The 24648-nt window shown below is 62.4% G+C and carries 24 protein-coding genes and 1 pseudogene; 15 read left to right on the top strand and 10 right to left on the bottom strand.

Annotated features, from left to right (window positions below; all coding sequences use genetic code 11):
• Positions 1 to 188: 188 nt before the first annotated feature.
• The 6 genes from ACR52_RS15890 (at position 189) to ACR52_RS15865 (ending at position 6486) form a co-directional block, all read left to right on the top strand.
• Positions 189 to 911 carry a GntR family transcriptional regulator gene (locus tag ACR52_RS15890; RefSeq protein ID WP_048725923.1) on the top strand — a complete coding sequence of 241 codons (723 nt, stop codon included), beginning with the start codon at positions 189 to 191 and terminating at the stop codon, positions 909 to 911.
• Entirely contained in the window at positions 908 to 1696 is a 789-nt protein-coding gene (locus tag ACR52_RS15885) for an SDR family oxidoreductase (RefSeq protein ID WP_048725919.1), read from the top strand. The genes ACR52_RS15890 and ACR52_RS15885 overlap by 4 nt, the downstream gene beginning before the upstream one ends.
• A gap of 82 nt (positions 1697 to 1778) precedes the next feature.
• Positions 1779 to 2711, top strand: coding sequence for a BKACE family enzyme (locus ACR52_RS15880; RefSeq protein ID WP_048725916.1), 933 nt, complete (start codon positions 1779 to 1781; stop codon positions 2709 to 2711).
• A gap of 123 nt (positions 2712 to 2834) precedes the next feature.
• Positions 2835 to 3713 carry an SMP-30/gluconolactonase/LRE family protein gene (locus tag ACR52_RS15875; protein ID WP_048725914.1) on the top strand — a complete coding sequence of 293 codons (879 nt, stop codon included), beginning with the start codon at positions 2835 to 2837 and terminating at the stop codon, positions 3711 to 3713.
• 74 nt (positions 3714 to 3787) lie between these two features.
• Positions 3788 to 5110 (top strand): MFS transporter, encoded by a 1323-nt coding sequence (locus tag ACR52_RS15870; RefSeq protein WP_048725911.1) that lies wholly within the window; start codon positions 3788 to 3790, stop codon positions 5108 to 5110.
• 56 nt (positions 5111 to 5166) lie between these two features.
• Positions 5167 to 6486, top strand: coding sequence for an MFS transporter (locus tag ACR52_RS15865; protein WP_048725909.1), 1320 nt, complete (start codon positions 5167 to 5169; stop codon positions 6484 to 6486).
• On the opposite strand, the gene ACR52_RS15860 is transcribed toward ACR52_RS15865, so the two are convergent.
• Positions 6464 to 6712 (bottom strand): hypothetical protein, encoded by a 249-nt coding sequence (locus ACR52_RS15860; protein WP_236692156.1) that lies wholly within the window; start codon positions 6710 to 6712, stop codon positions 6464 to 6466. The genes ACR52_RS15865 and ACR52_RS15860 overlap by 23 nt on opposite strands.
• A gap of 59 nt (positions 6713 to 6771) precedes the next feature.
• Here ACR52_RS15860 and ACR52_RS15855 point away from each other — a divergent pair, with 59 nt between their 5' ends.
• Both ACR52_RS15855 and ACR52_RS15850 read left to right on the top strand, forming a co-directional pair.
• Positions 6772 to 7695 (top strand): LysR substrate-binding domain-containing protein, encoded by a 924-nt coding sequence (locus tag ACR52_RS15855; RefSeq protein WP_048725903.1) that lies wholly within the window; start codon positions 6772 to 6774, stop codon positions 7693 to 7695.
• Between the two features lie 54 nt (positions 7696 to 7749).
• Positions 7750 to 8112: a 5-carboxymethyl-2-hydroxymuconate Delta-isomerase gene (locus tag ACR52_RS15850; protein WP_048725900.1), complete on the top strand. Its 363-nt coding sequence runs from the start codon at positions 7750 to 7752 to the stop codon at positions 8110 to 8112.
• Positions 8113 to 8136: 24 nt separating this feature from the next.
• On the opposite strand, the gene ACR52_RS15845 is transcribed toward ACR52_RS15850, so the two are convergent.
• The 4 genes and pseudogenes from ACR52_RS15845 to ACR52_RS15830 form a co-directional block, all read right to left on the bottom strand.
• Entirely contained in the window at positions 8137 to 9072 is a 936-nt protein-coding gene (locus tag ACR52_RS15845) for a LysR family transcriptional regulator (protein ID WP_048725895.1), read from the bottom strand.
• Positions 9073 to 9209: 137 nt separating this feature from the next.
• A complete protein-coding gene (locus ACR52_RS15840; protein WP_048725893.1) occupies positions 9210 to 10397 on the bottom strand; it encodes a cyanate transporter in 1188 nt (395 codons plus the stop codon).
• A gap of 297 nt (positions 10398 to 10694) precedes the next feature.
• Positions 10695 to 10883 (bottom strand): annotated as a pseudogene (locus tag ACR52_RS15835) (aldehyde dehydrogenase family protein); the annotation flags it as partial.
• Positions 10880 to 12505: a 5-guanidino-2-oxopentanoate decarboxylase gene (locus ACR52_RS15830; RefSeq protein WP_048725889.1), complete on the bottom strand. Its 1626-nt coding sequence runs from the start codon at positions 12503 to 12505 to the stop codon at positions 10880 to 10882. The pseudogene ACR52_RS15835 and the gene ACR52_RS15830, both read right to left, overlap by 4 nt.
• 111 nt (positions 12506 to 12616) lie before the next feature.
• On the opposite strand from ACR52_RS15830, the gene ACR52_RS15825 reads away from it, so the two are divergent.
• Positions 12617 to 13486, top strand: a complete 870-nt coding sequence (locus ACR52_RS15825; RefSeq protein WP_048725886.1) for a LysR substrate-binding domain-containing protein — start codon at positions 12617 to 12619, stop codon at positions 13484 to 13486.
• A 136-nt stretch (positions 13487 to 13622) separates the two neighbouring features.
• Here the strand turns inward: ACR52_RS15825 and ACR52_RS15820 are convergent, their stop codons facing one another.
• Together ACR52_RS15820 and ACR52_RS15815 are read right to left on the bottom strand one after the other, a co-directional pair.
• The gene (locus ACR52_RS15820; protein ID WP_048725883.1) at positions 13623 to 14237 is read right to left on the bottom strand and encodes an NAD(P)-dependent oxidoreductase; all 615 of its coding nucleotides are present in this window, start codon (positions 14235 to 14237) and stop codon (positions 13623 to 13625) included.
• A 34-nt stretch (positions 14238 to 14271) separates the two neighbouring features.
• Positions 14272 to 15138, bottom strand: a complete 867-nt coding sequence (locus ACR52_RS15815; protein WP_048725879.1) for an MBL fold metallo-hydrolase — start codon at positions 15136 to 15138, stop codon at positions 14272 to 14274.
• Positions 15139 to 15243: 105 nt separating this feature from the next.
• Between ACR52_RS15815 and ACR52_RS15810 the strand changes: the two genes are divergently transcribed.
• Together ACR52_RS15810 and ACR52_RS30920 are read left to right on the top strand one after the other, a co-directional pair.
• A complete protein-coding gene (locus tag ACR52_RS15810; protein ID WP_048725875.1) occupies positions 15244 to 16149 on the top strand; it encodes a LysR family transcriptional regulator in 906 nt (301 codons plus the stop codon).
• Between the two features lie 100 nt (positions 16150 to 16249).
• Positions 16250 to 16426: a hypothetical protein gene (locus ACR52_RS30920; protein WP_173439262.1), complete on the top strand. Its 177-nt coding sequence runs from the start codon at positions 16250 to 16252 to the stop codon at positions 16424 to 16426.
• A gap of 74 nt (positions 16427 to 16500) precedes the next feature.
• Here the strand turns inward: ACR52_RS30920 and ACR52_RS15805 are convergent, their stop codons facing one another.
• Complete coding sequence (locus ACR52_RS15805) at positions 16501 to 17376, bottom strand: helix-turn-helix domain-containing protein (RefSeq protein ID WP_048725872.1); 876 nt, start codon at positions 17374 to 17376, stop codon at positions 16501 to 16503.
• Between the two features lie 188 nt (positions 17377 to 17564).
• Here ACR52_RS15805 and pobA point away from each other — a divergent pair, with 188 nt between their 5' ends.
• Both pobA and ACR52_RS15795 read left to right on the top strand, forming a co-directional pair.
• Positions 17565 to 18749 carry a 4-hydroxybenzoate 3-monooxygenase gene (gene pobA / locus ACR52_RS15800; RefSeq protein ID WP_173439264.1) on the top strand — a complete coding sequence of 395 codons (1185 nt, stop codon included), beginning with the start codon at positions 17565 to 17567 and terminating at the stop codon, positions 18747 to 18749.
• 66 nt (positions 18750 to 18815) lie between these two features.
• Positions 18816 to 20333 (top strand): MDR family MFS transporter, encoded by a 1518-nt coding sequence (locus ACR52_RS15795; RefSeq protein ID WP_082143171.1) that lies wholly within the window; start codon positions 18816 to 18818, stop codon positions 20331 to 20333.
• A gap of 132 nt (positions 20334 to 20465) precedes the next feature.
• Here ACR52_RS15795 and ACR52_RS15790 read toward each other — a convergent pair whose 3' ends face one another.
• Together ACR52_RS15790 and ACR52_RS15785 are read right to left on the bottom strand one after the other, a co-directional pair.
• Positions 20466 to 21308, bottom strand: coding sequence for a cache domain-containing protein (locus tag ACR52_RS15790; protein ID WP_048725865.1), 843 nt, complete (start codon positions 21306 to 21308; stop codon positions 20466 to 20468).
• Positions 21309 to 21358: 50 nt separating this feature from the next.
• Complete coding sequence (locus ACR52_RS15785) at positions 21359 to 22132, bottom strand: transporter substrate-binding domain-containing protein (RefSeq protein ID WP_048725863.1); 774 nt, start codon at positions 22130 to 22132, stop codon at positions 21359 to 21361.
• A gap of 411 nt (positions 22133 to 22543) precedes the next feature.
• Here ACR52_RS15785 and ACR52_RS15780 point away from each other — a divergent pair, with 411 nt between their 5' ends.
• Together ACR52_RS15780 and ACR52_RS15775 are read left to right on the top strand one after the other, a co-directional pair.
• Entirely contained in the window at positions 22544 to 23914 is a 1371-nt protein-coding gene (locus ACR52_RS15780; RefSeq protein ID WP_048725860.1) for a glutamine synthetase family protein, read from the top strand.
• A 101-nt stretch (positions 23915 to 24015) separates the two neighbouring features.
• Positions 24016 to 24615, top strand: coding sequence for a class I SAM-dependent methyltransferase (locus ACR52_RS15775; RefSeq protein ID WP_048725856.1), 600 nt, complete (start codon positions 24016 to 24018; stop codon positions 24613 to 24615).
• Positions 24616 to 24648 lie beyond the last annotated feature (33 nt).

The following is a 24648-nucleotide window of genomic DNA, read 5'->3' as shown; positions in this document are numbered from 1 at the left end:
CTACCTGCGCGCCTCCCTGGCAACGCATGCAAGCCCCCTCACATCACCAACGGTCGCCGTGAGGCATGCCCGTGCTTCCAATTCGCTCGCCTAATTGCCCGCGCGAAATCGAATCGGGAAACTATTTGACATATTTGATTTGTGATCACATATTGAGGCCATAAGAACGACAACACAGGTTTTGAATCATGTCAGATGGTCCGCTCCTCCTGCCCACCCTGCGTCAGGTGTCCCGCGATACCCTGCAAGACCAGGTCTACCGCCAGATCCGCGAAGCGCTGATGAGTGGCCGTTTCCAGCCTGGCCAGAAACTCACCATCCGTGGCCTCGCCGAAGCCCTCGGCTCCAGCCCCATGCCAGTGCGTGAAGCCCTGCAACGCCTCAGCGCCGAAAACGCTTTTGAAGTCACTGAAACTTCCCGTTTGCGTGTGCGAATGATGACGGTCGAACGCCTGCGTGAAATTCGTGACGCGCGGGTTGCCCTCGAAGGGTTGCTGGCGGAAAAGGCCGTGTTGCTCCTGCAAAAAGCCGATCTCGACGAAATTGCCGACCTGTGCCAGCAGATGCAGCACGCCGCCGATGAAGTCGACGTGTCGCGCTACCTGTGGACCAACTTCGCCTTCCACCGGCGTATCTACGCCGTCGCCCAGGCCGAATTGACCATGGCCGCCGTAGAAAACTTCTGGCTGCACATGGGCCCGTGCTTCGCCTTGGTCGCCCCCGATAAAGCTCACCTGCAACGCTCGATGGAGGCGCACACGCGTATCGTCGAAGCCCTGGCCGCCCGCGATGGCGCCGGCGCACGCGCGGCGGTGACCGATGACATCATGCAGGCCGCCGATTCCCTGGCGCGCCTGCTCGTCAAGAACGACCGTACGCGGTCGTCTGCTTCAGGAGGTAAACGTGCATGAGTGTCCTACAGCGGCTGCAGCCCTATCCTGGGTTACGTGTGTTGATTTCCGGCGGGGCGGCCGGCATTGGTGAAGTGTTGGCGGCGGCGTATCTGGAAGCCGGCGCCCAGGTGCATGTGTGTGATGTGAGCGAGCCGGCCCTGGCCGCGTTTCGCGACAAATACCCGGGCACCGTCGCCACTCGGGCCGACGTCAGCGATGCCGCGCAGATCGAGGCGGTGTTCAAGGTGCAGCGCGAGCATTTCGGGGGCCTCGATGTGCTGGTCAACAACGCAGGCATCGCCGGGCCAACTGGCGGCATCGATGCGATCAGCGACGCCGAGTGGCAAGCCACGATCAACATCAACCTCACGGCGCAATATCGCTTCGCCCACCACGCGGTGCCGATGCTTAAAGAATCGTCCCACGGCCATTTGCTGCATATCGCCTCGGTGGCAGGGCGGTTGGGCTACGCGTGGCGCACGCCCTATGCGGCGACCAAGTGGGCCATCGTCGGCCTGATGAAGTCCCTGGCCTCGGAGCTCGGCGAGAGCGACATCCGCGTGAATGCCTTGCTGCCCGGCATCGTCGAAGGCCCGCGCATGGACGGCGTGATCCGCGCCCGCGCTGAACAAGTCGGCGTGCCCGAAGCCGAAATGCGCCAGGAATACCTCAACAAGATTTCTCTCAAACGCATGGTCACCGCCGAAGACGTCGCGGCCATGGCCTTGTTTCTCTGTTCGCCCGCCGCACGCAACGTGACCGGCCAAGCGATCAGCATCGACGGTAACGTCGAGTACCTGTAGGACGCGGCACGCGTTTCGCCAAGGAAGACCCCACGGCAACACCCAGGATTTTTTTCATAAGAATAAAAGTCGGAGAATCGTCATGTCCAAAAAACGTCCTGTCATCATCACCTGCGCCGTTACCGGTGCGATTCATACGCCGTCCATGTCACCGCATTTGCCCATTACCGCGCAGGAAATTGCCGACGCTGCCATCGGCGCCGCCGAAGCCGGCGCGGCGATTGTTCACCTGCATGCCCGTGACCCCATCGATGGCCGCCCCAGCCAGGCCCCGGCACTGTTCGCCGAATTCCTCCCGCAGATCAAGGCCGCCAGCGACGTGGTCATCAACATCACCACCGGCGGCGCGCCGACCATGGGCGTGGAAGAACGCCTGCAACCGGTGATGCAGTTCAAGCCGGAATTAGCCTCGCTGAACATGGGCTCGATGAACTTCGGTCTTTACGAAATGCTTAACCGCTTTACCGAGTTCAAGCACGACTGGGAGCGCCCATACCTGGAAGAGAGTGACGACCGGATTTTTCGCAATACCTTCCGCGACATTGCCCACATCCTCAATTCCTGTGCCGAAAACCGCACCCGTTTTGAAATCGAGTGCTACGACATCGGCCACCTCTACACCGCCGCCCACTTCCTGGAGCGCGGCCTGCTCAAGCCGCCGTTGTTTATCCAGTCGGTGTTCGGCCTGCGCGGTGGCATCGGCGGGCACCCGGAAGACCTGGCGCACATGCGTCGCACCGCCGACCGTTTGTTTGGCGACGATTACGTGTGGTCGATCCTCGGCGCCGGCCGTGGGCAAATTCCGCTGGCGACCATGGGCCTGTCCATGGGCAGCAACGCGCGGGTCGGCCTGGAGGATTCGCTGTGGGACGGGCCTGGCAAGCTGGCGGCATCGAATGCCGACCAGGTGCGGCGCATTCGTACGGTGATCGAAGCCCTCGGCCATCGTGTCGCCACGCCGGATGAAGCCCGCGAAATCCTCGGGCTCAAGGGGCGTGACCAGGTCAACTTCTAAACCACCGCCGAGGTCGCGTCCTGGGTGAGATCTATTGTAGGAGCGAGCAAGCTCGCTCCTACAGGGCATTGCCTGTCATGGCGCGACCGTCATCCCGCACAACAACAATAAGGGGATCACACCATGCGTATCGAAGTGCTAGTCGACGTCAAGACCACCCTGGGTGAAGGCCCGGTGTGGGACGTCGAGCAACAACGGCTGTACTGGATTGACAGCGCTGACGGCCGCATCCTGCGCTGCACCGACGATGGCCGCGAACTGCGCGCCTGGGACATGGGCCAGAAGATCGGCTCCATGGCCCTGCGCCACAGCGGTGATGAAGCCATCGTCGCCCTGCAAAACGGCGTGCACACACTGGACCTGAGCAGTGGCGAACTCGCCCTGATTGAAGACCCGGAACCGAACCTTCCCAACAACCGCCTCAACGACGGCAAGGTCGACCGCCAGGGCCGCTTCATCTTCGGGTCGATGGACACCCTGGAAGACAGCGCCAGCGCCAAACTCTATCGCCTCGACGCCGACCTGAGCCTGCACACCCTGGACGAAGGCATCATTGTGTCCAACGGCCCGTGCTGGAGTCCGTCCGGGGAAACCTTCTACTTTTGCGACACCTGGTCCGGCGATATCTGGGCGTATGACTATGACCTCGCCACCGGCAACGTCAGCAACCGCCGCACCTTTGCCAAGGTCGACACCTCGGGCGGTGGCGCGGCCGACGGCTGCACCGTGGATGCCGAAGGCTGCCTGTGGCAGGCGCTGGTCTACGCCGGGAAACTGGTGCGCTACACCCCAGACGGCCACGTCGACCGCATCATCCAGATGCCGGTAAAAAAGGTCACCAGCCTGACCTTCGGCGGGCCGAACCTCGACACCCTGTTTGTGACCTCCATGGCCAGGCCGCCACTGCCGCGTTTTCCGGCAGACGGCCAGCAGCGCGGCGCGCTGTTCGCCATCAGCGGGTTGGGCGTGCAAGGAATAGCCGAGCGACGGTTCGCCAGCTAGCGCGTTTGTTTAACAAGGCACCTTCCTTCCGCAACCTTGTGTCAGTGCGCGCCCTCGCGCGCCTGGAGAGGCCCATGGCAACTTTAAAAAAAGCGTCACTGCGCAGCATTCACCGGCACTCCTGGGTATCGCTGCTGGTCTGTTGGATGATCTGGATCCTCAACGCCTACGACCGCGAGATCGTGTTGCGCCTCGGGCCGACTATCTCCAAGCATTTCGATTTGTCCGCTGACCAATGGGGCACGGTGGCTACGGTCATCATGCTCGCCCTGGCCCTGCTGGATATTCCCGGTTCCATGTGGAGCGACCGCTACGGCGGTGGCTGGAAACGCGCGCGGTTCCAGGTGCCGCTGGTGCTGGGCTATACGGCGATCTCGTTTCTGTCCGGCTTCAAAGCGTTGAGCGGCAACCTCGCGACCTTTATCGCCCTGCGCGTCGGCGTCAACCTCGGTGCAGGCTGGGGCGAGCCGGTCGGCGTGAGTAACACCGCCGAATGGTGGCCCGTGGAGCGTCGTGGTTTTGCCCTGGGCGCGCACCACACCGGCTACCCGATTGGCGCGATGCTCAGCGGCCTGGTCGCCAGCTTTGTGATCAGCACGTTTGGCGAGGACAACTGGCGTTACGTGTTCTTCTTTGCCTTTGTGGTGGCGCTGCCGTTGATGATTTTCTGGGCGCGATATTCCACCGCCGAGCGCATCACCGCGCTGTACGTTGACATCGCAGCAAAGGGCATGACCCCGCCCGATAACGCCCCGGCCAGCCAGATCAAGGGCGAGGCCTGGCGTACATTTGTCGCCACCTTGCGCAACCGCAATATTGCCCTCACGGCGGGCAATACGATGCTCACCCAAGTGGTGTACATGGGCGTCAACATCGTGCTGCCGGCCTACCTCTACAACATCGTCGGGCTGTCGCTGGCGGAGTCGGCGGGGATGAGCGTGGTGTTCACCCTCACCGGGATTCTCGGGCAACTGGTGTGGCCGTCTCTGTCGGACATCATCGGCCGGCGCACCACCCTGATCATCTGCGGGCTGTGGATGGCTGCGAGTGTTGGCGCGTTCTACTTCGCCAGCACCCTGACGCTGATCATTGTCGTGCAACTGCTGTTCGGCCTGGTCGCCAACGCGGTGTGGCCGATCTACTACGCGGTAGCCTGCGACTCGGCCGAGCCGTCGGCGACGTCCACCGCCAACGGCATCATCACCACCGCGATGTTTATCGGCGGCGGCCTGGCGCCGGTGCTGATGGGCAGCCTGATCGCCATGGGCGGCGGCTGGACCACGTTGCATGGCTATACCGTGTGCTTCTTCGTCATGGCCGGCTGTGCCCTGGGCGGCGCCCTGCTGCAACTGTTTTCCCATCGCCCGCAGGCCATGGCTGTGCAACTCGAACCCTAGAACAACACTGATGCGTCCCCCAGCCGCGCTGGCGGGGCGCCAAGAGGAACTGCCCGATGACTACCGCCACCCCGGCCCGCGAACCGCAGGCCCTGAACAAACTGATGTTCGCCAAGTTGATGCCCTTGTTGATCATCGCCTACATCCTGAGTTTTCTGGACCGCACCAACATCGCCTTGGCCAAGCATCAGTTGGACGTCGACCTGGGCATTTCCGCTGCCGCGTACGGGCTGGGCGCCGGGTTGTTTTTCCTGACCTATGCGCTGTCGGAAATCCCCAGCAACCTGATCATGCACAAGGTCGGCGCGCGGTTCTGGATCGCCCGCATCATGGTGACCTGGGGCCTGATCTCGGCGGCCATGGCCTTTGTGCAAGGCGAGACCTCGTTCTACGTGTTGCGCCTGTTGCTCGGCATCGCCGAAGCCGGCCTGTTTCCTGGTGTCATGCTCTACCTGACCTACTGGTTTAACCGTGAACAACGGGCGCGCGCCACCGGCTATTTCCTGCTCGGCGTGTGCTTTGCCAATATCATTGGCGGCCCGGTGGGCGCGGCGTTGATGCGCATGGACGGGATGCTCGGCTGGCACGGCTGGCAGTGGATGTTCATGCTCGAAGGCTTGCCGGCGGTGGCGTTTGCCTGGGTGGTGTGGCGCAAGTTGCCGGACCGCCCGAGCAAGGCGCCGTGGCTGTCAGCCGAAGAAGCACGCGGTATCGAACAGCGCATTGCCCAGGAGACGGAAGAGGGTGCAGGGCAGGGTGGGCACTCGCTGAAAAACTGGCTGACGCCGCAGATCCTGCTGGCGATTTTTGTGTACTTCTGTCACCAGATCACCGTCTACACCGTGATCTTTTTCCTGCCGAGCATCATCAGCAAATACGGTGAATTGAGCACCATGAGCGTGGGCCTGCTGACCTCGCTGCCATGGATTGCAGCGGCATTGGGTGCCGTGTTGCTACCACGCTTTGCGACCACGCCCACCCGTGCGCGTCGGCTGCTGGTCACCGGCCTGCTGACCATGGCGCTGGGCCTTGGCATTGCGTCCATCTCCGGGCCGGTGTTCAGCCTGCTCGGCTTTTGCCTGTCGGCGGTGATGTTCTTTGTGGTGCAGTCGATCATCTTTCTGTACCCGGCCTCGCGCCTCAAAGGCGTAGCGCTGGCGGGTGGGCTCGGGTTCGTCAACGCCTGCGGGCTGTTGGGCGGGTTTGTCGGCCCTTCGGTGATGGGCGCGATCGAGATGAGCACCGGCAATGCGATGAACGGCTTGAAAGTGATTGCGGTGGTCTTGGTGGTCGCCGCGCTGGCCGCGCTGCGTTTACGTCAAGGCCAGGAGCAGGCGCCCGCCCCCCAGGGCGTTATGAAACCAGCAACGAAATAGGAAACCCCGACGCCAGCACCCCGTACGCCACCACCGCCGCCAGGCACAAGCCGACAAACACCCGCAACAATGTGCGAGCGGTGGGGTGGGCGACAAACCGGATAACCCAGAGACAGAACCCGGCCACAATAAGGGCCAGGGCAATAATGAGCAGCACGTCGGTGTTCCTGCGACCTTGAAGAGCTGATTTATAGTCCCAAAGACCGAGGATGAACAGTGTGCGCATAGACGCAGCCCCCCGGCCTTTCTAAACTGCGGCTTGTCTTGGGGAAAGGGCAGGCGCCGATGAATCGCAATGAACTACGCAAGGCCGACATCAACCTGATGGTGGTCTTCGAAGCGCTGATGCTTGAGCGCAACGTAACGCGGGTGGCGGAGAAGCTGTTTCTCGGCCAGCCGACCATCAGCTCGGCCCTCAACCGTTTGCGCACCTTGTTCAATGACCCGCTGTTCATTCGTGTCGGCCACCGCATGGAACCCACCGCGCGCGCCGAGGAAATCATCCAGCATTTGTCGCCGGCCCTGGATTCGCTGTCGTCGGCCCTGAGCCTGACCCACGACTTCGACCCGTCCATCAGCACCATGACCTTTCGTATCGGCCTGTCCGATGATGTCGAGTTCGGCCTGTTGCCGCCGTTGCTGCGCGCCCTGCGCCAGGAAGCGCCGCAGGTAGTGTTCGTGGTGCAGCATGTGGATTATTGGCGCATTCCTGACTTGCTCGCGTCCGGTGATATCACCGTTGGCATCACCCAGACCCGTGGCTTGCCGGCGAATGCCAAGCGCAAGTTACTGCGCCACATCCGCCCGCGACTGTTGCGCGCCGATGCCTCGGACACGCCGCTCACCCTCGATGAATATTGCGCACGGCCCCATGTGCTGGTGTCTCACACCGCCAACGTGTCGGGGTTTGCCGATGAGTGGCTGGCGGAAATCGGCCGCAAGCGCCATGTGGTGTTGTCGGTGCCGCAGTACAGCGCGTTGCCGGCGCTGCTGGCCGGCACTGACCTGATCGCCAGCCTGCCGGACTACACCGCCGAAGCCATGGCGGTGTCGGGCCAATTGTTCTGCGAGCCCTTTCCGTTCGAGACGCCGACCCTGGACTTGTCCATGGTCTGGCTCAGCCATGTGGACACTGACCCGGCCGAGCGCTGGGTGCGTTCGCGGCTGGAGGCGTTCATGAGTGATCGAGGGTTGGCGGGCAAGGCATGACGGATTTTCCGTGGTATATCTACGAATCGTCCTACCAAAGATTCGGAGACTCCCATGCCGCACCTGCACCTGGAATACACCGCCAACCTGCCAAACCTGGCCGTCGAGAAAACCCTGTTGCGGCTCAATAACGTGCTGATGGCATCCGGGCAGTTCGGTTCCGAGTTCGATATCAAAAGCCGGGCGGTCAAGGTCGAGAGCTTCCAGGTTGGTACATCCCTTAGCCCGCGCGGGTTTATCGCGTTGAAGCTCTCGCTGCTCAGCGGGCGGTCACCGCAGGTCAAGAAGCAGTTGTCGGAAAGCCTGCTGGCGGCGTTGCAGGATTTGGGCGAGTGGCCGGCGGATCTGCACGTTCAACTCAGTGTCCTGTTGGTAGACATGGATCGCGATTCCTACAGCAAAGTCGCGATTGGCTGACCCACCGCCCGTTGTAGGAGCGTGTCAGAGTAATCCCTGGTCCGCACAGACTTTGACGACTTGTTCCCTGAACCAGGTATTGGCGCTGTCCTGCTCGCTGGTTTCATTCCACTGCATATCCAGGGTGAACCCCGGCAAGCCGTTCGGCGCTTCGCAGTGGCCGAACACCGCCGCCGGCGCCAGCAGCTTATGCACGCGGCGCGGCAGGGTGACGATGAAGTCGGTGCCGGTAATCATCTTCAACGCAGCGCCATAGCTGTTGGCCCGCGCAATCACCTGGCGCTTGTGCGCCTGACGCGCCAGCCAGCCGTCGATCATGTTGGTGTCGGAGGTCCACGGCGTGGGGAACACATGGCGCCGCTCAACGAAGGATTGCAGGCTGAACGCCGGCTCACGGGGCGCCGAGCGTTTGTCGAAGACGCACACCAGGTCGTCCTCCAGCAGCATCTGGGTCTTGAAATCCTTGTGGGCACGGTGAAAGTGCGGGCCGAAGCAGATCACCAGGTCGAGGCGGCCTTCGCGCAGGTCATCGGCGGGGATGTCGGTTTCCAGCTTCTGCACATTGACGATCACCGGCAGATCGGCCCGATCGAAGTTTTTCAACAGGCGCGGCAGGATCAGCTGTTCGAAATATTCAGGGGCGCAGACGTTGAACGTCACGGCCTTCTGGGTCGGATCGAAGGCCTGGCCGCCAGCGTGGCACAGGTTGATGCTTTCCAGGATCTTCTGCACATGGCCGTACATGGTGCTGGCTTTGTACGTAGGACGCATGCCCGCCCGCGTGTTGATAAACAGCTCATCCTCGAAGCTGGTGCGCAGCTTCTTCAAGCTGTAGCTCACGGTGGACTGGCTGACGAACAGCGTTTCTGACACCTCGGTAACGCTGCTCTGGTCGTAGACGGCGATAAACACCATCAAGTCCTGCATATCGAGCTTTCTGAGCAAGTTACTGTTTAACATCGGTTTCGTCCGTAAACCCTTCGTACCGAACTCAGTACAAGACAGCGCAAAAGCTTAACGGAACGGGCGTGCCAATAGAAAGCTCTGTAGGGTATTTCTATGTTTGGTGTGGGACAAAAAATGTTCGCAACACGACCTCAGCGAATATGCCGTGCGTAATGCTTCGGGTTGAAGCGCGTGACGATCAGCAGCATCACCACGACCACGGCGGTCAGCGACCACCAGGCCCATTCGAAGCTGCCCAACTGGTCGCGGAGCATCCCGGCGATCAGCGGCGACAAGCCCGCGATCAGGTAACCGATGCCTTGCACAAAGGCCGTGAGGCCGCCGGCGCGGCGTGGGTTGTCGAGGTGGTCGAGGGACAGGATCAGGCTCATTGGGAACAGCCCGCCGATGCCCAGGCCGAGCAGGCAAGGCCACAGCAAACTCAGGTGTTGGGGCGAGAGGATCAAGCCGCAGAAGCCGAGGATGATCAGCACCAGCAACACCGCCACCACGCCGCGTTTATCCTGGCGGCGGTTGGCGATGGCGGGAGTGACCAGGCCGGACACCACTTCCATCGCGGTGAGGAAACCCAGCAGCAACCCGGCGTTCTGTTCGCTCCAGCCCTGCTCGACGTAGTACGGCGCCAGCCACGCCAGCACACAGGTGTAGGACGCTGTGCCGAGGCCGAAAAAGATCGCCAGCAGCCAGGCGCGGCGATTACCGAAAAACGATTCCTGCGGGCCGGAACCCGCTTGGGGGAGTGGCGGCATCACGGCGCGCTGCGCGTACCAGAACACCAGCGCCAACAAGGCCAGCGCGGCCCAGATCGCCAGGCCAATGCGCCAGCTGCCGGTCTGCACCTGCACGAACGGCGCGAACGAAGCGGCCAGCGCTGCGCCGCCCATGATCGCGGTGACGTACAGGCCCATGAACAGCGAAACATTGTCGCTGAACCGCGACTTGATCAGCGTCGGCATCAACGCCTGGATCATCGCGATACCCACACCGGCAGCGATGGCGCTGACGATTAACTCCAGCGCCGAATCCAGAAACAATCGCGACAGCGTCGCCAGGCCGATGACCACCAGCGACAGCACAATGCTGCGGTGCTCGCCAAAGCGCTTGGACAGGCCCATGCCAAAGAACATCGCCAGGCCCATGGCCATGACCGGCAACATGGTCAGCAAGGCGGCGCTGCTGAAACTCAACGGCACATCAGCGCGAATCGACGACAGCAAAGGGCCGACGGCGGCCATCGACGGGCGCAGGTTAAGTGCAACCAGTACGACGCTGATCATCAGCCAGAGGGCGGTGGTGGGTTTTGCGTGAACGGTTTCCATGGGCGTGCCTTGAATGAACAAGGGCGAATCAAGCCATGCATGGGGGAGGGGGGGCAAATGAGAAAGTCGCAGGCGCTATCTAAAAATTGCAGAACACCCACCGATGGAGAGCGGCCGATTGTGGCGAGCGGGCAAGCCCCGCGCTGGGCTGCGCAGCAGCCCCAAAACCAAGCACTGATGAGTGACTGATACACCGCATTCTGCTTGATCAGGGCTGCCTCGCAGCCCAACGCGGGGCAAGCCCGCTCGCCGCGAAAATCGCGATGACGAAGGTGATCAATTGGCGCGAATGACGTGCTGGCCGGTGCTTTTCGACCAGTCGACGAACGCCGCGCTGGCCGCATCCACCGCCTGCGTCACGGCGCTTGCGCCACCCACACTGACGTGGTCCAGGGTGGCCTCGGTTGCCGGGTTGATCACCTCCAGCACGTCATGCCCCGCGCGCCACGAGCCATCGATATACACACCGTTCAACACCGCGCTCATACCGTGACCTCCTGCATCCAAACGCTCTGGTCGATTTCAATCAGCGTCGGCCCCTGGCGATCGGCGGCGGCGCGCAGGGCAACGCGTAAATCTTCAATGCCCCGGATACGTTCGGCAGCGCAGCCGAGTGCCTTGGCCACGCCGATAAAGTCCGGCGTGTAGATGTCGACGCCTACCGGTTCGATGGCGCGGTTGACCATGTATTTCTTGATCTCTTCGTAGCCCTGGTTATTCCACAGCAACACGATGATCGGCGTGCGCGCTTCCACCGCGCTGGCCAGTTCCGGCAGGGTGAATTGCAGCCCGCCGTCGCCGATCAGGCACACCACCGGTTGCCCGTCGCCACGCCCCAGCCACGCGCCGATGGCGGCGGGCAGCGCATAACCCAAGGTGCCGTAGCCGGTGGACGAGTTGAACCAGCGGCGCGGGTGATCGAGGTTCAGGGTCAGGTTGCCGCTGTACACCGGTTGGGTGGAGTCGCCCACCAGCACGGCGCCCGGCAGTTCTTCAAGCACCGTGTTGAGGAACAGGGTTTGCGTGCGGGTAGCGGCGTCCCAGGTCGGCGTCAGTTCGGCCCACAGGCGGGCGACGCGTTGAGCGCCCCAGCGTGTTTGACGCAGCGGCAGTGGCTGGCGGTCCAGTTCGGCGAGCAATGCTTCGGTGGCGATCTGCGCGTCGGCCACCAAGGCCACTTGAGGTGGATAGTTGCGCACGGTCTGGTCCGCGTCGATGTCGATGCGCAGCAGCGCGCCGGGAATTTCGAAGCCGCCGGCGAAGGTCACGTCGTAGTCGGTTTCTGCCAGCTCAGTGCCGATGGCCAGTACCACGTCGGCCTCGGCGACGAGGGCGCGGGTGGCGACCAGCGTCTGGGTCGAGCCGATCAGCAGCGGGTGCGCGCCGGGCAGCATGCCCTTGGCGTTGATGGTCAGGGCCACCGGCGCGCCGAGGGTTTCGGCGAGGCGGGTCAATTCCGGCGCCGCATCAATCGCGCCACCACCGGCCAGGATCAGCGGGCGTTTGGCGGCGGCGAGTAACTGGCTCATCTGCTTGACGGCCGAGGGGGCCGCACCGGCACGGGCGACGCTGACCGGCTCACTGCCGAGCAACGCGTCGGCGTTTTCCACCAGCACGTCCAGCGGGATTTCGATATGCACCGGGCGCGGCCGACCCGCCTGGAACAGCGCAAATGCACGGGCCAGCACACCGGGCAATTCCGCCGCCGACATCAACGTATGGGAGAACGCCGCCACACCCGCGACCAGCGCGCCTTGGTTCGGCAACTCATGCAGCTTGCCGCGCCCGCCGCCGAGCTGGCTGCGCGACTGCACGCTGGAAATCACCAGCATCGGGATCGAGTCGGCATAGGCCTGGCCCATGGCGGTGGTGATGTTGGTCATGCCGGGGCCGGTGATAATGAAACACACGCCGGGCTTGCCACTGGTGCGCGCATAACCATCGGCCATAAAGCCGGCGCCCTGTTCGTGGCGCGGGGTGACATGGCGGATGCTGGAACGGGCCAGGCCGCGATACAGCTCCACGGTGTGCACGCCGGGGATGCCAAACACCTGGTCCACGCCGTAGCTTTCCAGGAGGTTGACCAATACTTCGCCGCAGGTCGCCATACGTGTCGCTCTTGTTATTGAGGTAAGGCGGTATTGGACCGGTTGGCCCGTAGCGGCAACAATCGATAAAAAGTCATACTAGCCATGTCCTCACGTCATGGCTGCGCCCCAATGAAACGTCTTCCACCGCTGCCCGCGCTGCACACCTTTTGGGTCACGGCCCAGTGCTGCAACTTCACCCGCGCCGCCGAGCAATTGCACATCACCCAGGGCGCGGTGAGCCGGCAGATCGCCGGCCTGGAAAGCCACTTGGGTTACGCGTTGTTCCAGCGCCAGGCGCGCGGCTTGAGCCTGACCGAAGAAGGCCGCGAATGGTCGCTGCGCGCGCAACAGGTGTTTGGCCTGATCGTTGAAGCGGTGGAGCAGATCGGCAGTCGCCGCGAGACCCTGCAACTCAAGGCTTCCACCTGCGTGATGCGCTGGCTGCTGCCGCGCCTGATGCAGTGGCAGTGCGAACGCCCGGATGTGCCGGTGGAACTCACCACCACCGTGGCGTACACCGTGGATTTTCGCCGTGAGCAATTCGACGCGGCGGTGATCTATGCGCCCATTGCCGAACAGTCGGCCGAGGCGCGGCATTTGTTTGATGAGCAACTCACACCGGTCTGCGCGCCCGCGTTGCTGGCCGTTTTGCGTACGCCGGCGGATTTGCACGGGCAGGTGTTGCTGCATCCCACGCGCGACGAGCGGGATTGGGCGTTGTGGTTGAAGGCGGCGAATACGCGATTGGGCAATTTGGCCCAGGGGCATCATTTTGAAACGCTGGATTTGGCGATGACGGTAGCCTCACAGGGCTCCGGGGTGGCGATCGGCGACAGTGCGTTGATTGGCGAGGATGTGAAGGCGGGTCGGTTGGCGACGCCGTTTGAACTGCGGGTGCCGACGGGGATGGGGTATTACCTGGTGTATCCGCCGGGGACGGCGCCATCGGCCGGGCTTGAAGCGCTGATGAAGTGGTTGGTGAGCGAGGCACACGCATGATCGTTCCCACGCGGAGCGTGGGAATGAATCCTGTGACGCTCCGCGTCACGCCGTTAAGAGCGGACGCGGAGCGTCCAGGGCGGCATTCCCACGCAGAGCGTGGGAACGATCATCACGATCATCAACGGTCATTGGCTCAGTAGCCGACGGTGAAGCGCTGGCGCGAGTGTTTCGGTGTTTCCACTTCATCGATCAGCGCGATGGCGTAGTCGGCAAAACTGATCCAGCTTCTGCCTTCACTGCTCACCAGCAAATCATCCTGGCCCAGGCGGAATTTCCCTGTGCGCTCGGTTTCAACGAACTCGGCCGACGGCGACAGGAACGTCCAATCCAGTTCCTTCTCCTGGCGCAACGTGTCCAGGAAAGCAGCACCGGCGCTGGCCTCGGCTTTGTATTCCGCCGGGAAGCCTTCGCTGTCGATCACCCGACCGCCACCCGGCAGCAGCAACGAGCCCGCACCGCCCACTACCAGCAGGCGTTTCACACCGGCCTTTTTCACCGGCCCGATCACGGCGCTGGCAGGCAGAGTGGCGAAGTGCGCGGCGCTGATCACCCCATCGCTGCCGCTGATGGCCTGTTGCAGGGCTTCGGCGTCCAGGGCATCGACCTGCTTGACGGTGACGCCTGGGCGCACGGCAAGCTTGTCGGTATTGCGCGCAATGGCGACCACGCTATGCCCCCGCCGCAGTGCTTCTTCCAGCAGTTGGCTACCGGCGCGGCCGGTGGCCCCAATGATTGCGATCTTGCTCATGACGTTCTCCAGTACGGTTAGGGTTTAAAACCAATCACCACTTCATTTCGCCCTTGGCGACTTTGGCGCTGAGTTCCAGCGAGCTTTCGTCGGCGAGGGTCGGGTAACGTTTTTTCATGGCCGCGATCAGGGCGGCGGAATCCTTGGCCTTGGCGGTTTCGAGGTCGAAGGCCTTGATGTAATCGGCGGTGAACGCAACGGATTTCAGCGATGGGCTACCCAGGTAATGCCCCGGAACCACCGTGCGCGGCTTGAGGTTTTCGATACGTTGCAGGGTGGCCAGCCAGTCTTTATGGGATTGCGCGCTCTGGGTGTCGGCCATCCACAGGTGGATGTTTTCCGCGACTACCACGCCACCGACCACGGCCTTGATCGACGGGATCCACACAAAGCTGCGGTCCGCTTGCGGGCCGTCCAGGCCGATCACTTCAAGCGTCTTCCCTTCAAGCGTCAGGCTGTGGCCTTCGAGCACCTGCGGCACGATGGTTTTGCCGGGCTTGTCGGCGCCCATTTTCGGGCCCCAGAACTCAAGCTTGCCAGCGACGGTGGCGTTGATGTGGTCGACCACCGGCTGCGGCGCCAGCACCTTGGCGTCAGGGAAGGCGGCGGTGAGGGTGTCGAGGCCGAAGTAGTAGTCCGGGTCGCCGTGGCTGATGTAGATGGTGGTCAGGTGCTTGCCGCTGGCGCGGATTTTCTGCACCAACTGCTCGGCCTGGCCTTTGCCGAACTGCGCGTCGACCAGGATCGCGTCTTTCGCGCCGCTGACCAACACCGAGCTGACCGGGAAGATCGCGGCCTCGCCGGGGTTGTACACGTCGAGGGTCAGGTCGGCGGCGGCCGCATGGGCAGCGAAGGCGAGGGCGGCGGTCGCCAGGGTCAGGCGTTTGAAGGTGGAAAACATCGGGCTACTCCGGCAATCGGTAAGGGATGCACAGAGCTTAGTTGCACCAAACACAACAAAAAATGCGATGCTGGGACATAGTTTGTTTCTAAAATCGGGCAAATCATGGACCGTCTGCAAGCAATGCGCGTGTTTGTCACGGTGGTGGACCTGGGCAGCCAATCCGCCGCCGCCGATCACCTGGACCTTTCACGCCCGGTGGTTTCGCGCTACCTGGCCGAGCTCGAAGATTGGGTGGGCGCGCGTCTGCTGCACCGCACCACGCGCAAGCTCAGCCTCACCGCCGCCGGCAGCGAGACCCTGCCGCGCTGTCGACAAATGCTCGAGCTGTGCGGCGACATGCAAGCCGCCGTCAGCGAACCGGATGACGCGCCGCGCGGCCTGCTGCGCTTGAGTGTCAGCACCTCGTTCGGCCAGGCGCAATTGGCCGAGGCCATCGCCGAGTACGTCAAGCGTTACCCCTTGGTGACAGTCGACCTGCAAATGCTCGACCGCACCGTCAACCTGGTGGATGAACGCATCGACCTGGCGATCCGCACCAGTAATGACCTGGACCCCAACCTGATCGCCCGGCGGCTTACCGTTTGTCGCTCGGTGGTGTGCGCTACGCCGTTGTACCTGATGGAGCATCCGGCACCGCAGAAAGTCGAAGACCTGGCCCGGCACAACTGCCTGACCCACTCGTATTTCGGCAAAAGCCTATGGCATTTCGAAGAACACGGTGAGCACGTCTCGGTGCCGGTGCACGGCAATATCACCGCCAACGAGGCCAGCACTTTATTGCGCGTGACGCTGGCCGGGGCCGGGGTGGCGATGCTGCCAAGCTACCAGGCCGGCGAGCACATCCGCCGGGGTGAACTGGTGCGCCTGCTGCCCGATGCCGAACCCCGCCAGATGTACATCTATGCGGTGTATGCGTCGCGCAAGCACATGCCATCGGCACTGCGCAGCCTGCTGGATTTCCTGGTGCTGAGGTTTCCGGAAGCGCCTGCGTGGGATGTCGGTCTCTGACCCGATATAAACGTGTTGAATGTCGCCGGATAATGGCAACTCGCCCTGACTGACCTATGCTTACAACAGCACCCGGTAGATCCGTTCAGAGGTCTTGGCCATGAGTATAAAAACCAGAAAGTACCTGATGATTTTCGCCCTCAGCGCATTCGTCAGCGCGCTGTACGGGACTGCCGCGTACCGCGTGGAGCAAACCCGTATGCAGCCGACCTTCGCGATCAGCTGTCATCAGGATCAATGCGTTCCCCGTACCGGCAGTTTCAGTGCCTTGCGCTGATTGATCGTACTGACCGTTACTTGATCGTTCCCACGCTCTGCGTGGGAATGCAGCCATGGACGCTCCGCGTCCCGTCAACCGGCTTTCAATTGCTCGCGAAACGCCTTGGGCGAAAACCCGACCCGTCGGCGGAACAGCCGCGAGAAATTCGTCGGGTCGGAAAAGCCCAACACCTCCGACATTTCATTGATCGTCATGCTGGTGTAGGTCAGCAGTCGCTTGGCTTCCAGCAATTGGCGGTCATGCATGATCTGCAGTGCAGGCTGCCCGCCCAATTCCCGACACGTCCCATTCAGGTGTGAGACCGAGATGCCCAACTTGTGGGCCAAATCTTCAATCTTCGGGTGTTCGCGATAATGCTGTTCGACCAATTGCGTAAAGCGCCGGAAATACTCGCGGCCGCGAGGTGCGCGCGGGTGGCGGCGCTGTATAGCCTGGCGGCTGATCCACACCAGCAGCACGCTGACCAGCGCGTGCATCAGCATGTCGCGGGCCGGTTGTTCATCGGCGTATTCGTCCTGCAGGCGGGCGAACAGGCTGTTGAGGTAATCGCTGTCCTTGCCCGCCGGATAACTGCCCAGGGTCTGTAGACCGTCCACCGTCGCGCCCAATTGCGCTTGCAAATGGCTGACCAGCGGCGCCGCCAGCGTTACCACGTAACCTTCAACGTCTTCCGGAAAACGAAACCCGTGCACACACAGCGGCGGCAGCACCTGCAAGGTCGCTTCGCTGAGCGTGGTGCGCTGGCCTTCGATTTCCAGTTGTGCCTGGCCTTTGTGTACGTACAGCAACTGGCACAGATCCGCGTGCCGGTGGGGCTGGATTTCCCACTGGTATTCCCGACTCCGCCGGGAAATGGTTTCGCAGTGCAACAAATCGGGGGTCGGCCATTGCTGGCTTTCCCCGTAAAGCTTGAAGACCGGAATTGCGGAATGGGCAGTTTTGGTCATAGATTCATCCGATACTCAGGATAATGGTGCGGTAATCGCCCCGATTGGCAAAAAGTGCAGGCTTTGTCGCAGTTTTCACCTTCTTATAACGGGCACTCAAGTGAAAAATGTCAGCAACAGAACCACTGACAACTCTTTCACTCTATCCGTTCGGGTGAAGCTTGCGGGCTATAAAAATAATGAAAACGCTGAAAACTCAAGTCGCCATCATCGGTGCCGGTCCCTCGGGACTGCTGCTCGGCCAGTTGTTGCACAATGCCGGTATCCAGACCCTGATTCTAGAGCGCCAGACCGCCGATTACGTACAAAGCCGCATCCGTGCCGGGGTGCTGGAGCAAGGCATGGTCGATCTGATGCGCGAGGCGGGTGTGAGCCAGCGCATGGACGCCGAAGGCCTGGTGCATGACGGCTTCGAACTGGCGCTCAACGGCCAACTCACGCATATCGACCTCAAGGCGCTCACCGGCGGCCAGTCGGTGATGATCTACGGCCAGACCGAAGTCACCCGCGACCTGATGGCCGCGCGCGCAGAGGCCGGGGCCATCACCCTGTATGAAGCGTCCAATGTGCAGCCCCATGACCTCAAAACTGATCGCCCCTGGCTGACCTTCGAGCATCAGGGCGAAGCGTTTCGCCTGGAATGCGACTACATCGCCGGGTGCGATGGGTTCCACGGGGTGGCGCGGCAGTCGATCCCGGCCGAATCGCTGAAAGTCTTCGAACGGGTCTACCCCTTTGGCTGGCTGGGCATCCTCGCCGACACACCGCCGGTGCACGATGAACTGGTGTATGCCAAACATGCGCGCGGCTTCGCCCTGTGCAGCATGCGGTCGCCCACCCGCAGCCGTTACTACTTGCAAGTACCGGCGCAAGAGCCGCTTGATGAATGGTCGGACGAACGTTTCTGGGCCGAACTGAAAACCCGCCTGCCCAGCGCCTTGGCCGAAGGGTTGGTCACCGGCCCGTCGATCGAGAAGAGCATCGCGCCGCTGCGCAGTTTTGTGGTGGAGCCGATGCAGTACGGGCGTTTGTTCCTGCTCGGGGACGCCGCGCATATCGTGCCGCCTACCGGCGCCAAGGGCTTGAACCTGGCGGCAAGTGATGTGAGCACGCTGTTCCGGATTTTGCTCAAGGTCTACCGCGAGGGGCGTGTGGAATTGTTGGAGAAGTATTCCGCGATTTGCCTGCGGCGGGTGTGGAAGGCCGAACGGTTTTCGTGGTGGATGACCTCGATGCTGCACCAGTTTCCCGAGGCGGACGGGTTCAGCCAACGCATTGCCGAGAGCGAACTGTCTTACTTCATCCACTCAGAAGCCGGACGCAAAACCATCGCAGAAAATTACGTCGGGCTTCCTTACGAAGCTATCGAATAGGCTGCTATCGTATCGAGCATTCCTGCGGGCGACCTTTTCCCGCGGGCCCTGCTCGAAGGTTCTGCCGTGACTCAGCTTAATCAGCCCGCTCCCTCTGTGCCCGCCGTGCGCAGCATTCTCGCGTCATTGATGATGGCGATCTTCCTCGGCGCCCTTGACCAGACCATCGTCGCCGTGTCCATGCCGGCCATCTCCGCACAATTCCATGACGTCAACCTGCTGGCCTGGGTGATCTCCGGTTACATGGTGGCGATGACGGTGGCGGTGCCGATCTACGGCAAGCTCGGCGACCTGTACGGGCGCCGGCCGATGATGCTGATCGGCATGGGCCTCTTCACCGTCGCGTCGCTGTTCTGCGCCATGGCGCAAAGCATGGAGCAACTGGTGCTGGCGCGCATCCTCCAGGGCATCGGCGCCGGTGGGATGATCTCGGTGAGCCAGGCGATCATCGGCGATATCATCCCGCCCCGTGAGCGCGGGCGTTATCAGGGTTATTTCAGCAGCATGTACGCGGTGGCCAGCGTGGCCGGGCCGGTGTTGGGCGGCTATATGACCGAGTACCTTTCCTGGCGCTGGGTGTTCTTGATCAACCTGCCGCTGGGCGCCGGCGCCTGGTACGTGGCCCATCGCACCCTGGTGGGGCTGCCGACGCCGCAACGCAAACCGATCATCGACTACCTCGGCACCGTGCTGATGATCATTGGCTTGACCGCCTTGCTGCTGGGCATCACCGAAATCGGCCAGGGCCATCATTGGCGCGACGATGAGGTGCTGGGGCTGCTGGCTTGTGCGCTGGTGGCGCTGACGGTGTTTGTCTGGCACGAACGCCGCGCGCGCGAGCCGTTGCTGCCGATGCACCTGTTCGCCAACCGCAGCGCGGTGCTGTGTTGGTGCACGATCTTTTTCACCAGCTTCCAGGCGATCTCCCTGACCGTGCTGATGCCCCTGCGTTACCAGACGGTGACCGGCTCCGGCGCCGACAGCGCGGCCTTGCACCTGCTGCCGCTGGCGATCGGCTTGCCGATGGGCGCCTACTTTGCCGGGCGCATGACCTCGGTGACCGGACGGTACAAACCGATGATCCTCAGCGGCGCGTTGTTGAGCCCCTTCGCGATTCTCGGCATGGCCTACAGCGCGCCCCAGGCGGTCGGGCTGACGGCGCTCTTTATGTTGCTGTGCGGGATCGCCGCCGGCATGCAATTCCCCACCTCGCTGGTGGGCACGCAAAACTCGGTGGAACAACACGACATCGGCGTCGCCACCAGCACCACCAACCTGTTCCGTTCGCTGGGCGGGGCAGTGGGGGTGGCGTGCATGTCGGCGTTGTTGCTGGCGCTGTTGCAGGATTCCAGCTTTGAGCATCTGGCCAGCGGTTCGATGATGTCCGAGGGCAATTCGGGCAACGTACTGCTCGACGGGCTGAACGCCGCCCCCGGCCCGGCGCAGGACGCCCTGCGCGGGGAGTTGGCGGTGACGTTTCGGCATTTGCTGATGATGAGTGCTGGGGTGTCGCTGCTGGGCCTGGCGGCAGCGATTGCGATGCCGAACCGCGTGTTGCGCGGCCGTGAGGACAAAGCTAAGTAACTGACACAATAGAGATCCAAATGTGGGAGGGGGCTTGCTCCCGATATCGGTGTGTCAGTCCAAGATGTTCCAACTGAACCACCGCCATCGGGAGCAAGCCCCCTCCCACATTCGATTGCATTCCAATCCAGATCAAGGGCTGTAGTAACCGACAGCCACCATGAAATGCCCGGCCTTGCGCACATACGCATGCTTGTTCTCGACCTTGCCGGTCACCGGGTTTTTCCAGCGGTACTTGTACTCACCCTGGTCCTGCTCGGCCATCATCTTGAGAATCGGTTCGCCCACCGGCTTGCCGTCCGGGTCCTTGATCTTGCTGAAGTCGGTATTGATCAGCCGCAGGTTGGTGCCGTGGGCCACATAGCGCTGGGTGTTCAGGTCCACTACAAACACGTAGAGGTCATCATGCAGGAAGCCGCCCTGCAAGGCGTTGATCGCCTTGAGCGTGCCCGCTTCATCCTTGATCAGTGCTTTGACTGCCTTATTGCGCAGCGCCCGCGCCTGTTCCGGGGTGGCCCGTGGCAGGTAGTAACCCACCGCCAAAATGCGTTCGCCCACCCGCTGGTAAAACACATGCTTGTGTTCGACCTTGCCGTCATTCCAGTTCTGCCAGCGGTAGTCGGCCTGCTGGATGCCCTGACCTTCCGGCACCGTGAGCGCGTCCTTGAATGACTGGCGCAAATCCGGCCCCAGCACTTCGGAGACATCGCGGCCGATCAAGGCGGAGGAGGGGCCGCCGCTGGCCAGCAGCACGCCCTTGGTGTCGACGACGAACACATAGCGGTCCTGGTCGACAAACTCGCCCTGACGGCTGAACGCGGCCAACGCCTTGTCGCCATTGCTCTGGTAGTAGGCCAAGGCTTTTTCCAGCAGTGCCTTGGCTGCCTGGGCGTCCTCATCCTGAGGCGTCGCGGCGTGCACCTGGCTGAAACACAACAGCAGCAGCAGCCAGGTGATTCGAAACAGTCCCTTCATGACCCGTCCCTCGTTCTTATTGGTGTGACCAGAGCGTAGACCGCTCCGGCTCAAGGCGCCGCCAGCCATTGATCGACAATGCCAGCGTACACGCCAGTGGCCACGCTCAGGTGCAACCACTGGTCGACATAGCTCTTCCATGCCACATCATCGCGGGGCAGCAAGAGGGCTTTTTCGCTGTACTGCATCTGCCGTTCCGGGTTGACCGCACACAACCCAGGCTTCTGCTTCTGCTGGTAACGCGCTTCGCTGGCATCGGTGATCATCACATCGGCCTTGCCTGTGAGCAGTTCGTCGAAGATGGTCACGTTGTCATGCAGGCGGATTTGCGCCTGGCCCAGGTGCGCGCGGGCGAACACTTCGTTGGTGCCGCCCGCCGGTTCGATCACCCGCACCTGCGGCTGGTTGATCTGCTCGACGGTCTGGTAGCGCTGCACATCGGCGCAGCGCACCAGCGGGATCTTGCCGTCGACCCCGAGAGACTGGCTGAAAAAGGCTTTTTTCTGGCGTTCCAGCGACACGGAAATGCCACCCACGGCGATGTCGCAGCGTTGGGCGAGGAAGTCCGGCATCAGGGTTTTCCAGGTGGTGGGCACCCAGGTGATCTTCGCGTTGAGGCTCTTGGCCAGCGACTCGGCCATGGCGATATCGATGCCCTCATAGCAGCCATCGGCGCGCAGGGCGGTGTAGGGCTTGTAGTCGCCGGTGGTGCAGACGGTGAGCGTGCCGCGCTGGAGTACTTCGTCGAGGCGCGAGGAGGCAGGGTCGGCAAGGGCGGTGGTCGCCAGGCTGGCCAGTACACACAGGGCTAGAGGAGCTTTCATGCGGTCGAATCCTTGGGGCATGATCGGGCAGCCATTATTTGCAGCGGTGGGCCGGCTGGCAAGGGACGGCGAATGTTTAGTCAGGCTGCAACCGAACTCCGTTAACGGTGAATTTAACCACCTATCCAGGCGTGTGACGCTGCCGTGCATCAACATCACTGTGATTCACACATGGACGGTTCCCCCGACACTCACCCCGAGACATTGCCAGGCGCCTCTGCGCCGAGCTGTCCGACAGTTGTCGAGGCGCTACCCTCCGAACTGGCTTTTTGGGCCCTGTTTCACTGCCGACACGCGCGCCCACCAGATACCTCTCTCCTACGTTGATCTGCCCCATGGATGACGCGCAATTGCGCGCATCTGCCCGGCGGCGCCTGTGCGCCTGCCCGACGCAAACGTACGAGAAACCCCATGAGTGTTTTTGCCAGCCTGCACGAAGCCCAGTCCTTCCTTGAGCAGCACCCGGACATCGAGATGTTCGAGCTGTTTATCCTCGACAACAACGGTGTGCCTCGCGGCAAGTTGCTGCATCGCGACGAACTGCTGGCGGTGTATGAAAGTGGCCGTCCATTGCCCAGCACCATCCTGGGCCTGACCATCAACGGCGATGACGTGGAAAACTCCGGGCTGGTCTGGGAAGTCGGCGATATCGACTGCCGGGCCTACCCGATCAGCGGCAGTTTGCAGCGCATGCCGTGGCGCCTGATCCCGACCGCAGCGGTGCAAGTCAGCATGCACCCCACCGAAGGCCTGCCCGCCACCGTGGCCGACCCCCGGCATTTGCTGGCGAGAGTAATCGACGCGCTCAAGGCCAACGGGTATTACCCGGTGATGGCGGCGGAGCTGGAGTTCTACCTGCTCGACCAGAAGCCTGACAGTAACGGCCGCCCGCAACCCGCGCGGGACGTGGACGGCGGTCGCCCGCGCTCGACCCAGGTTTACGGCCTGCGCGAGCTGGAGCAGATCGAACCGTTTCTGGCCGACCTCTATAGCGCCTGCAAACTGCAAGGCATCCCGGCGCGCACGGCGATTTCCGAATACGCCCCGGGCCAAGTGGAGATTACCCTCGAACATCGCACCGACGCCCTGCAGGCGATGGACGAAGCGGTACGCTACAAACGCCTGGTCAAGGGCGTGGCCCACAAACACGGGATGACCGCCTGTTTCATGGCCAAGCCGTTCGATGACCTGGCGGGCACCGGCATGCACATGCACGTCAGCCTGGCGGATGCCGAGGGCAATAACCTGTTCGCCAGCGAAGCCGCCGACGGCACGCCGCTGCTGCGCCAGGCCGTGGGCGGCATGCTCAGCACCTTGCTCGACTCATTGCTGATGTTCTGCCCCAACGCCAACTCCTACCGTCGCTTCCAGACCAACAGCTACGCGCCGCTGGCTGCCACTTGGGGCGTAGACAACCGCACCGTCAGCCTGCGCGTGCCCGGCGGCCCGGCGAATTCCCGGCATATCGAGCACCGCATCTGCGGCGCCGATGCCAACCCTTACCTGGCAGCTGCCGCCATCCTCGCCGGCATCCACCGTGGCATCCGCGAACAACGCGACCCCGGCGCCCCAGTGGAAGGCAACGGCTACGCCCAGGCCAAGGAATTGCTGCCCACCGATTGGCTGACCACCCTGCGCGCGCTTGAGGGTTCGAGCTGGGCACGGGAAGCGTTTGGCGGTGAGTTCCTCAGCGTGTATCTGGCCGTGAAACAGGCTGAGTATCGCCAGTTCATGGGCGAGGTGGGGGAGCAGGATTGGCGTTGGTATCTGCATCAGGCGTGAGGGGTTTTACGGCAGTGAAGGTTTCAACCTTTTTTTCACCTTGCAGTGGTTAAGCTGCGAATCAAGGTCGTTCACTACCGTTCCACTCACATGAGCCCGCGATGTCGTCACAACCACTTTCTTCCATCGAGATTGAATACGCCGAGCGCTGTGATCGTGAGCACGCCAGGGTGTGCGGCGACACGCGCCCGCCCGGGCTGCGAAGTCGTTTGGCGTCGTGGCGGGACGAGCGGCTGGTGCGCCATGCGCTGAAAGTCGCCGGCGAGCCTGGGTTGATCCTCGACCTGGCCTGCGGCTCCGGGCGGTTCTGGCCAGTCTTGGCCGAGCACGTCAACCGGGTCATCCTCGCCTCGGACAATTCCCAGGACATGCTCGACCACGCTCGCACCCATCACCCAGCGTCGCTGCTCAAACGGATCAAGACGTTTCAGGGCTCGGCGTTTTCCATCGGTTTGTCGGCGAATGCGGTGGATTGTATTTTCTGTCTGGAATTGTTTCGTCATGTGCCCAGCAGTGAAGGGCGCCTCGCACTGTTGCGTGAGTTTTATCGGGTCAGCCGGGACACGGTGATTGTGTCGGTGGCCTCGCGTACCCCCGTGGAAGACGAGTTTCGCCAGGCCGGCTTCCAGGTCCTGAACCATCAGGAGTTCGTGCCAGGCTCCAGCCTGTGGCGGGTCTACGTGTTGCGTAAGAGAGGATAAGTCCCGTCTGTCGGACTATTCTTTATCGCCTGT

Origin of the sequence: Pseudomonas fildesensis, from assembly GCF_001050345.1 — a bacterium.
Taxonomy (GTDB): domain Bacteria; phylum Pseudomonadota; class Gammaproteobacteria; order Pseudomonadales; family Pseudomonadaceae; genus Aquipseudomonas; species Aquipseudomonas fildesensis.
This window is presented reverse-complemented; position numbering and strand designations above follow the sequence as displayed.

What these genes read in the sequence shown, in the direction of transcription:
- ACR52_RS30920 (WP_173439262.1), top strand. Translation starts at nt 16,250, where the DNA reads ATGAGTATAAAAACCAGAAAGTACCTGATGATTTTCGCCCTCAGCGCA.
- ACR52_RS15810 (WP_048725875.1), top strand. Translation starts at nt 15,244, where the DNA reads ATGGACCGTCTGCAAGCAATGCGCGTGTTTGTCACGGTGGTGGACCTG.
- ACR52_RS15775 (WP_048725856.1), top strand. Translation starts at nt 24,016, where the DNA reads ATGTCGTCACAACCACTTTCTTCCATCGAGATTGAATACGCCGAGCGC.
- ACR52_RS15790 (WP_048725865.1), bottom strand. Translation starts at nt 21,308, where the DNA reads ATGAAGGGACTGTTTCGAATCACCTGGCTGCTGCTGCTGTTGTGTTTC.
- ACR52_RS15880 (WP_048725916.1), top strand. Translation starts at nt 1,779, where the DNA reads ATGTCCAAAAAACGTCCTGTCATCATCACCTGCGCCGTTACCGGTGCG.
- ACR52_RS15885 (WP_048725919.1), top strand. Translation starts at nt 908, where the DNA reads ATGAGTGTCCTACAGCGGCTGCAGCCCTATCCTGGGTTACGTGTGTTG.
- ACR52_RS15785 (WP_048725863.1), bottom strand. Translation starts at nt 22,132, where the DNA reads ATGAAAGCTCCTCTAGCCCTGTGTGTACTGGCCAGCCTGGCGACCACC.
- ACR52_RS15875 (WP_048725914.1), top strand. Translation starts at nt 2,835, where the DNA reads ATGCGTATCGAAGTGCTAGTCGACGTCAAGACCACCCTGGGTGAAGGC.
- ACR52_RS15890 (WP_048725923.1), top strand. Translation starts at nt 189, where the DNA reads ATGTCAGATGGTCCGCTCCTCCTGCCCACCCTGCGTCAGGTGTCCCGC.
- ACR52_RS15825 (WP_048725886.1), top strand. Translation starts at nt 12,617, where the DNA reads ATGAAACGTCTTCCACCGCTGCCCGCGCTGCACACCTTTTGGGTCACG.
- ACR52_RS15865 (WP_048725909.1), top strand. Translation starts at nt 5,167, where the DNA reads ATGACTACCGCCACCCCGGCCCGCGAACCGCAGGCCCTGAACAAACTG.
- ACR52_RS15820 (WP_048725883.1), bottom strand. Translation starts at nt 14,237, where the DNA reads ATGAGCAAGATCGCAATCATTGGGGCCACCGGCCGCGCCGGTAGCCAA.
- ACR52_RS15780 (WP_048725860.1), top strand. Translation starts at nt 22,544, where the DNA reads ATGAGTGTTTTTGCCAGCCTGCACGAAGCCCAGTCCTTCCTTGAGCAG.
- ACR52_RS15805 (WP_048725872.1), bottom strand. Translation starts at nt 17,376, where the DNA reads ATGACCAAAACTGCCCATTCCGCAATTCCGGTCTTCAAGCTTTACGGG.
- ACR52_RS15855 (WP_048725903.1), top strand. Translation starts at nt 6,772, where the DNA reads ATGAATCGCAATGAACTACGCAAGGCCGACATCAACCTGATGGTGGTC.
- ACR52_RS15830 (WP_048725889.1), bottom strand. Translation starts at nt 12,505, where the DNA reads ATGGCGACCTGCGGCGAAGTATTGGTCAACCTCCTGGAAAGCTACGGC.
- ACR52_RS15850 (WP_048725900.1), top strand. Translation starts at nt 7,750, where the DNA reads ATGCCGCACCTGCACCTGGAATACACCGCCAACCTGCCAAACCTGGCC.
- ACR52_RS15845 (WP_048725895.1), bottom strand. Translation starts at nt 9,072, where the DNA reads ATGTTAAACAGTAACTTGCTCAGAAAGCTCGATATGCAGGACTTGATG.
- ACR52_RS15840 (WP_048725893.1), bottom strand. Translation starts at nt 10,397, where the DNA reads ATGGAAACCGTTCACGCAAAACCCACCACCGCCCTCTGGCTGATGATC.
- ACR52_RS15815 (WP_048725879.1), bottom strand. Translation starts at nt 15,138, where the DNA reads ATGTTTTCCACCTTCAAACGCCTGACCCTGGCGACCGCCGCCCTCGCC.
- ACR52_RS15860 (WP_236692156.1), bottom strand. Translation starts at nt 6,712, where the DNA reads ATGCGCACACTGTTCATCCTCGGTCTTTGGGACTATAAATCAGCTCTT.
- ACR52_RS15870 (WP_048725911.1), top strand. Translation starts at nt 3,788, where the DNA reads ATGGCAACTTTAAAAAAAGCGTCACTGCGCAGCATTCACCGGCACTCC.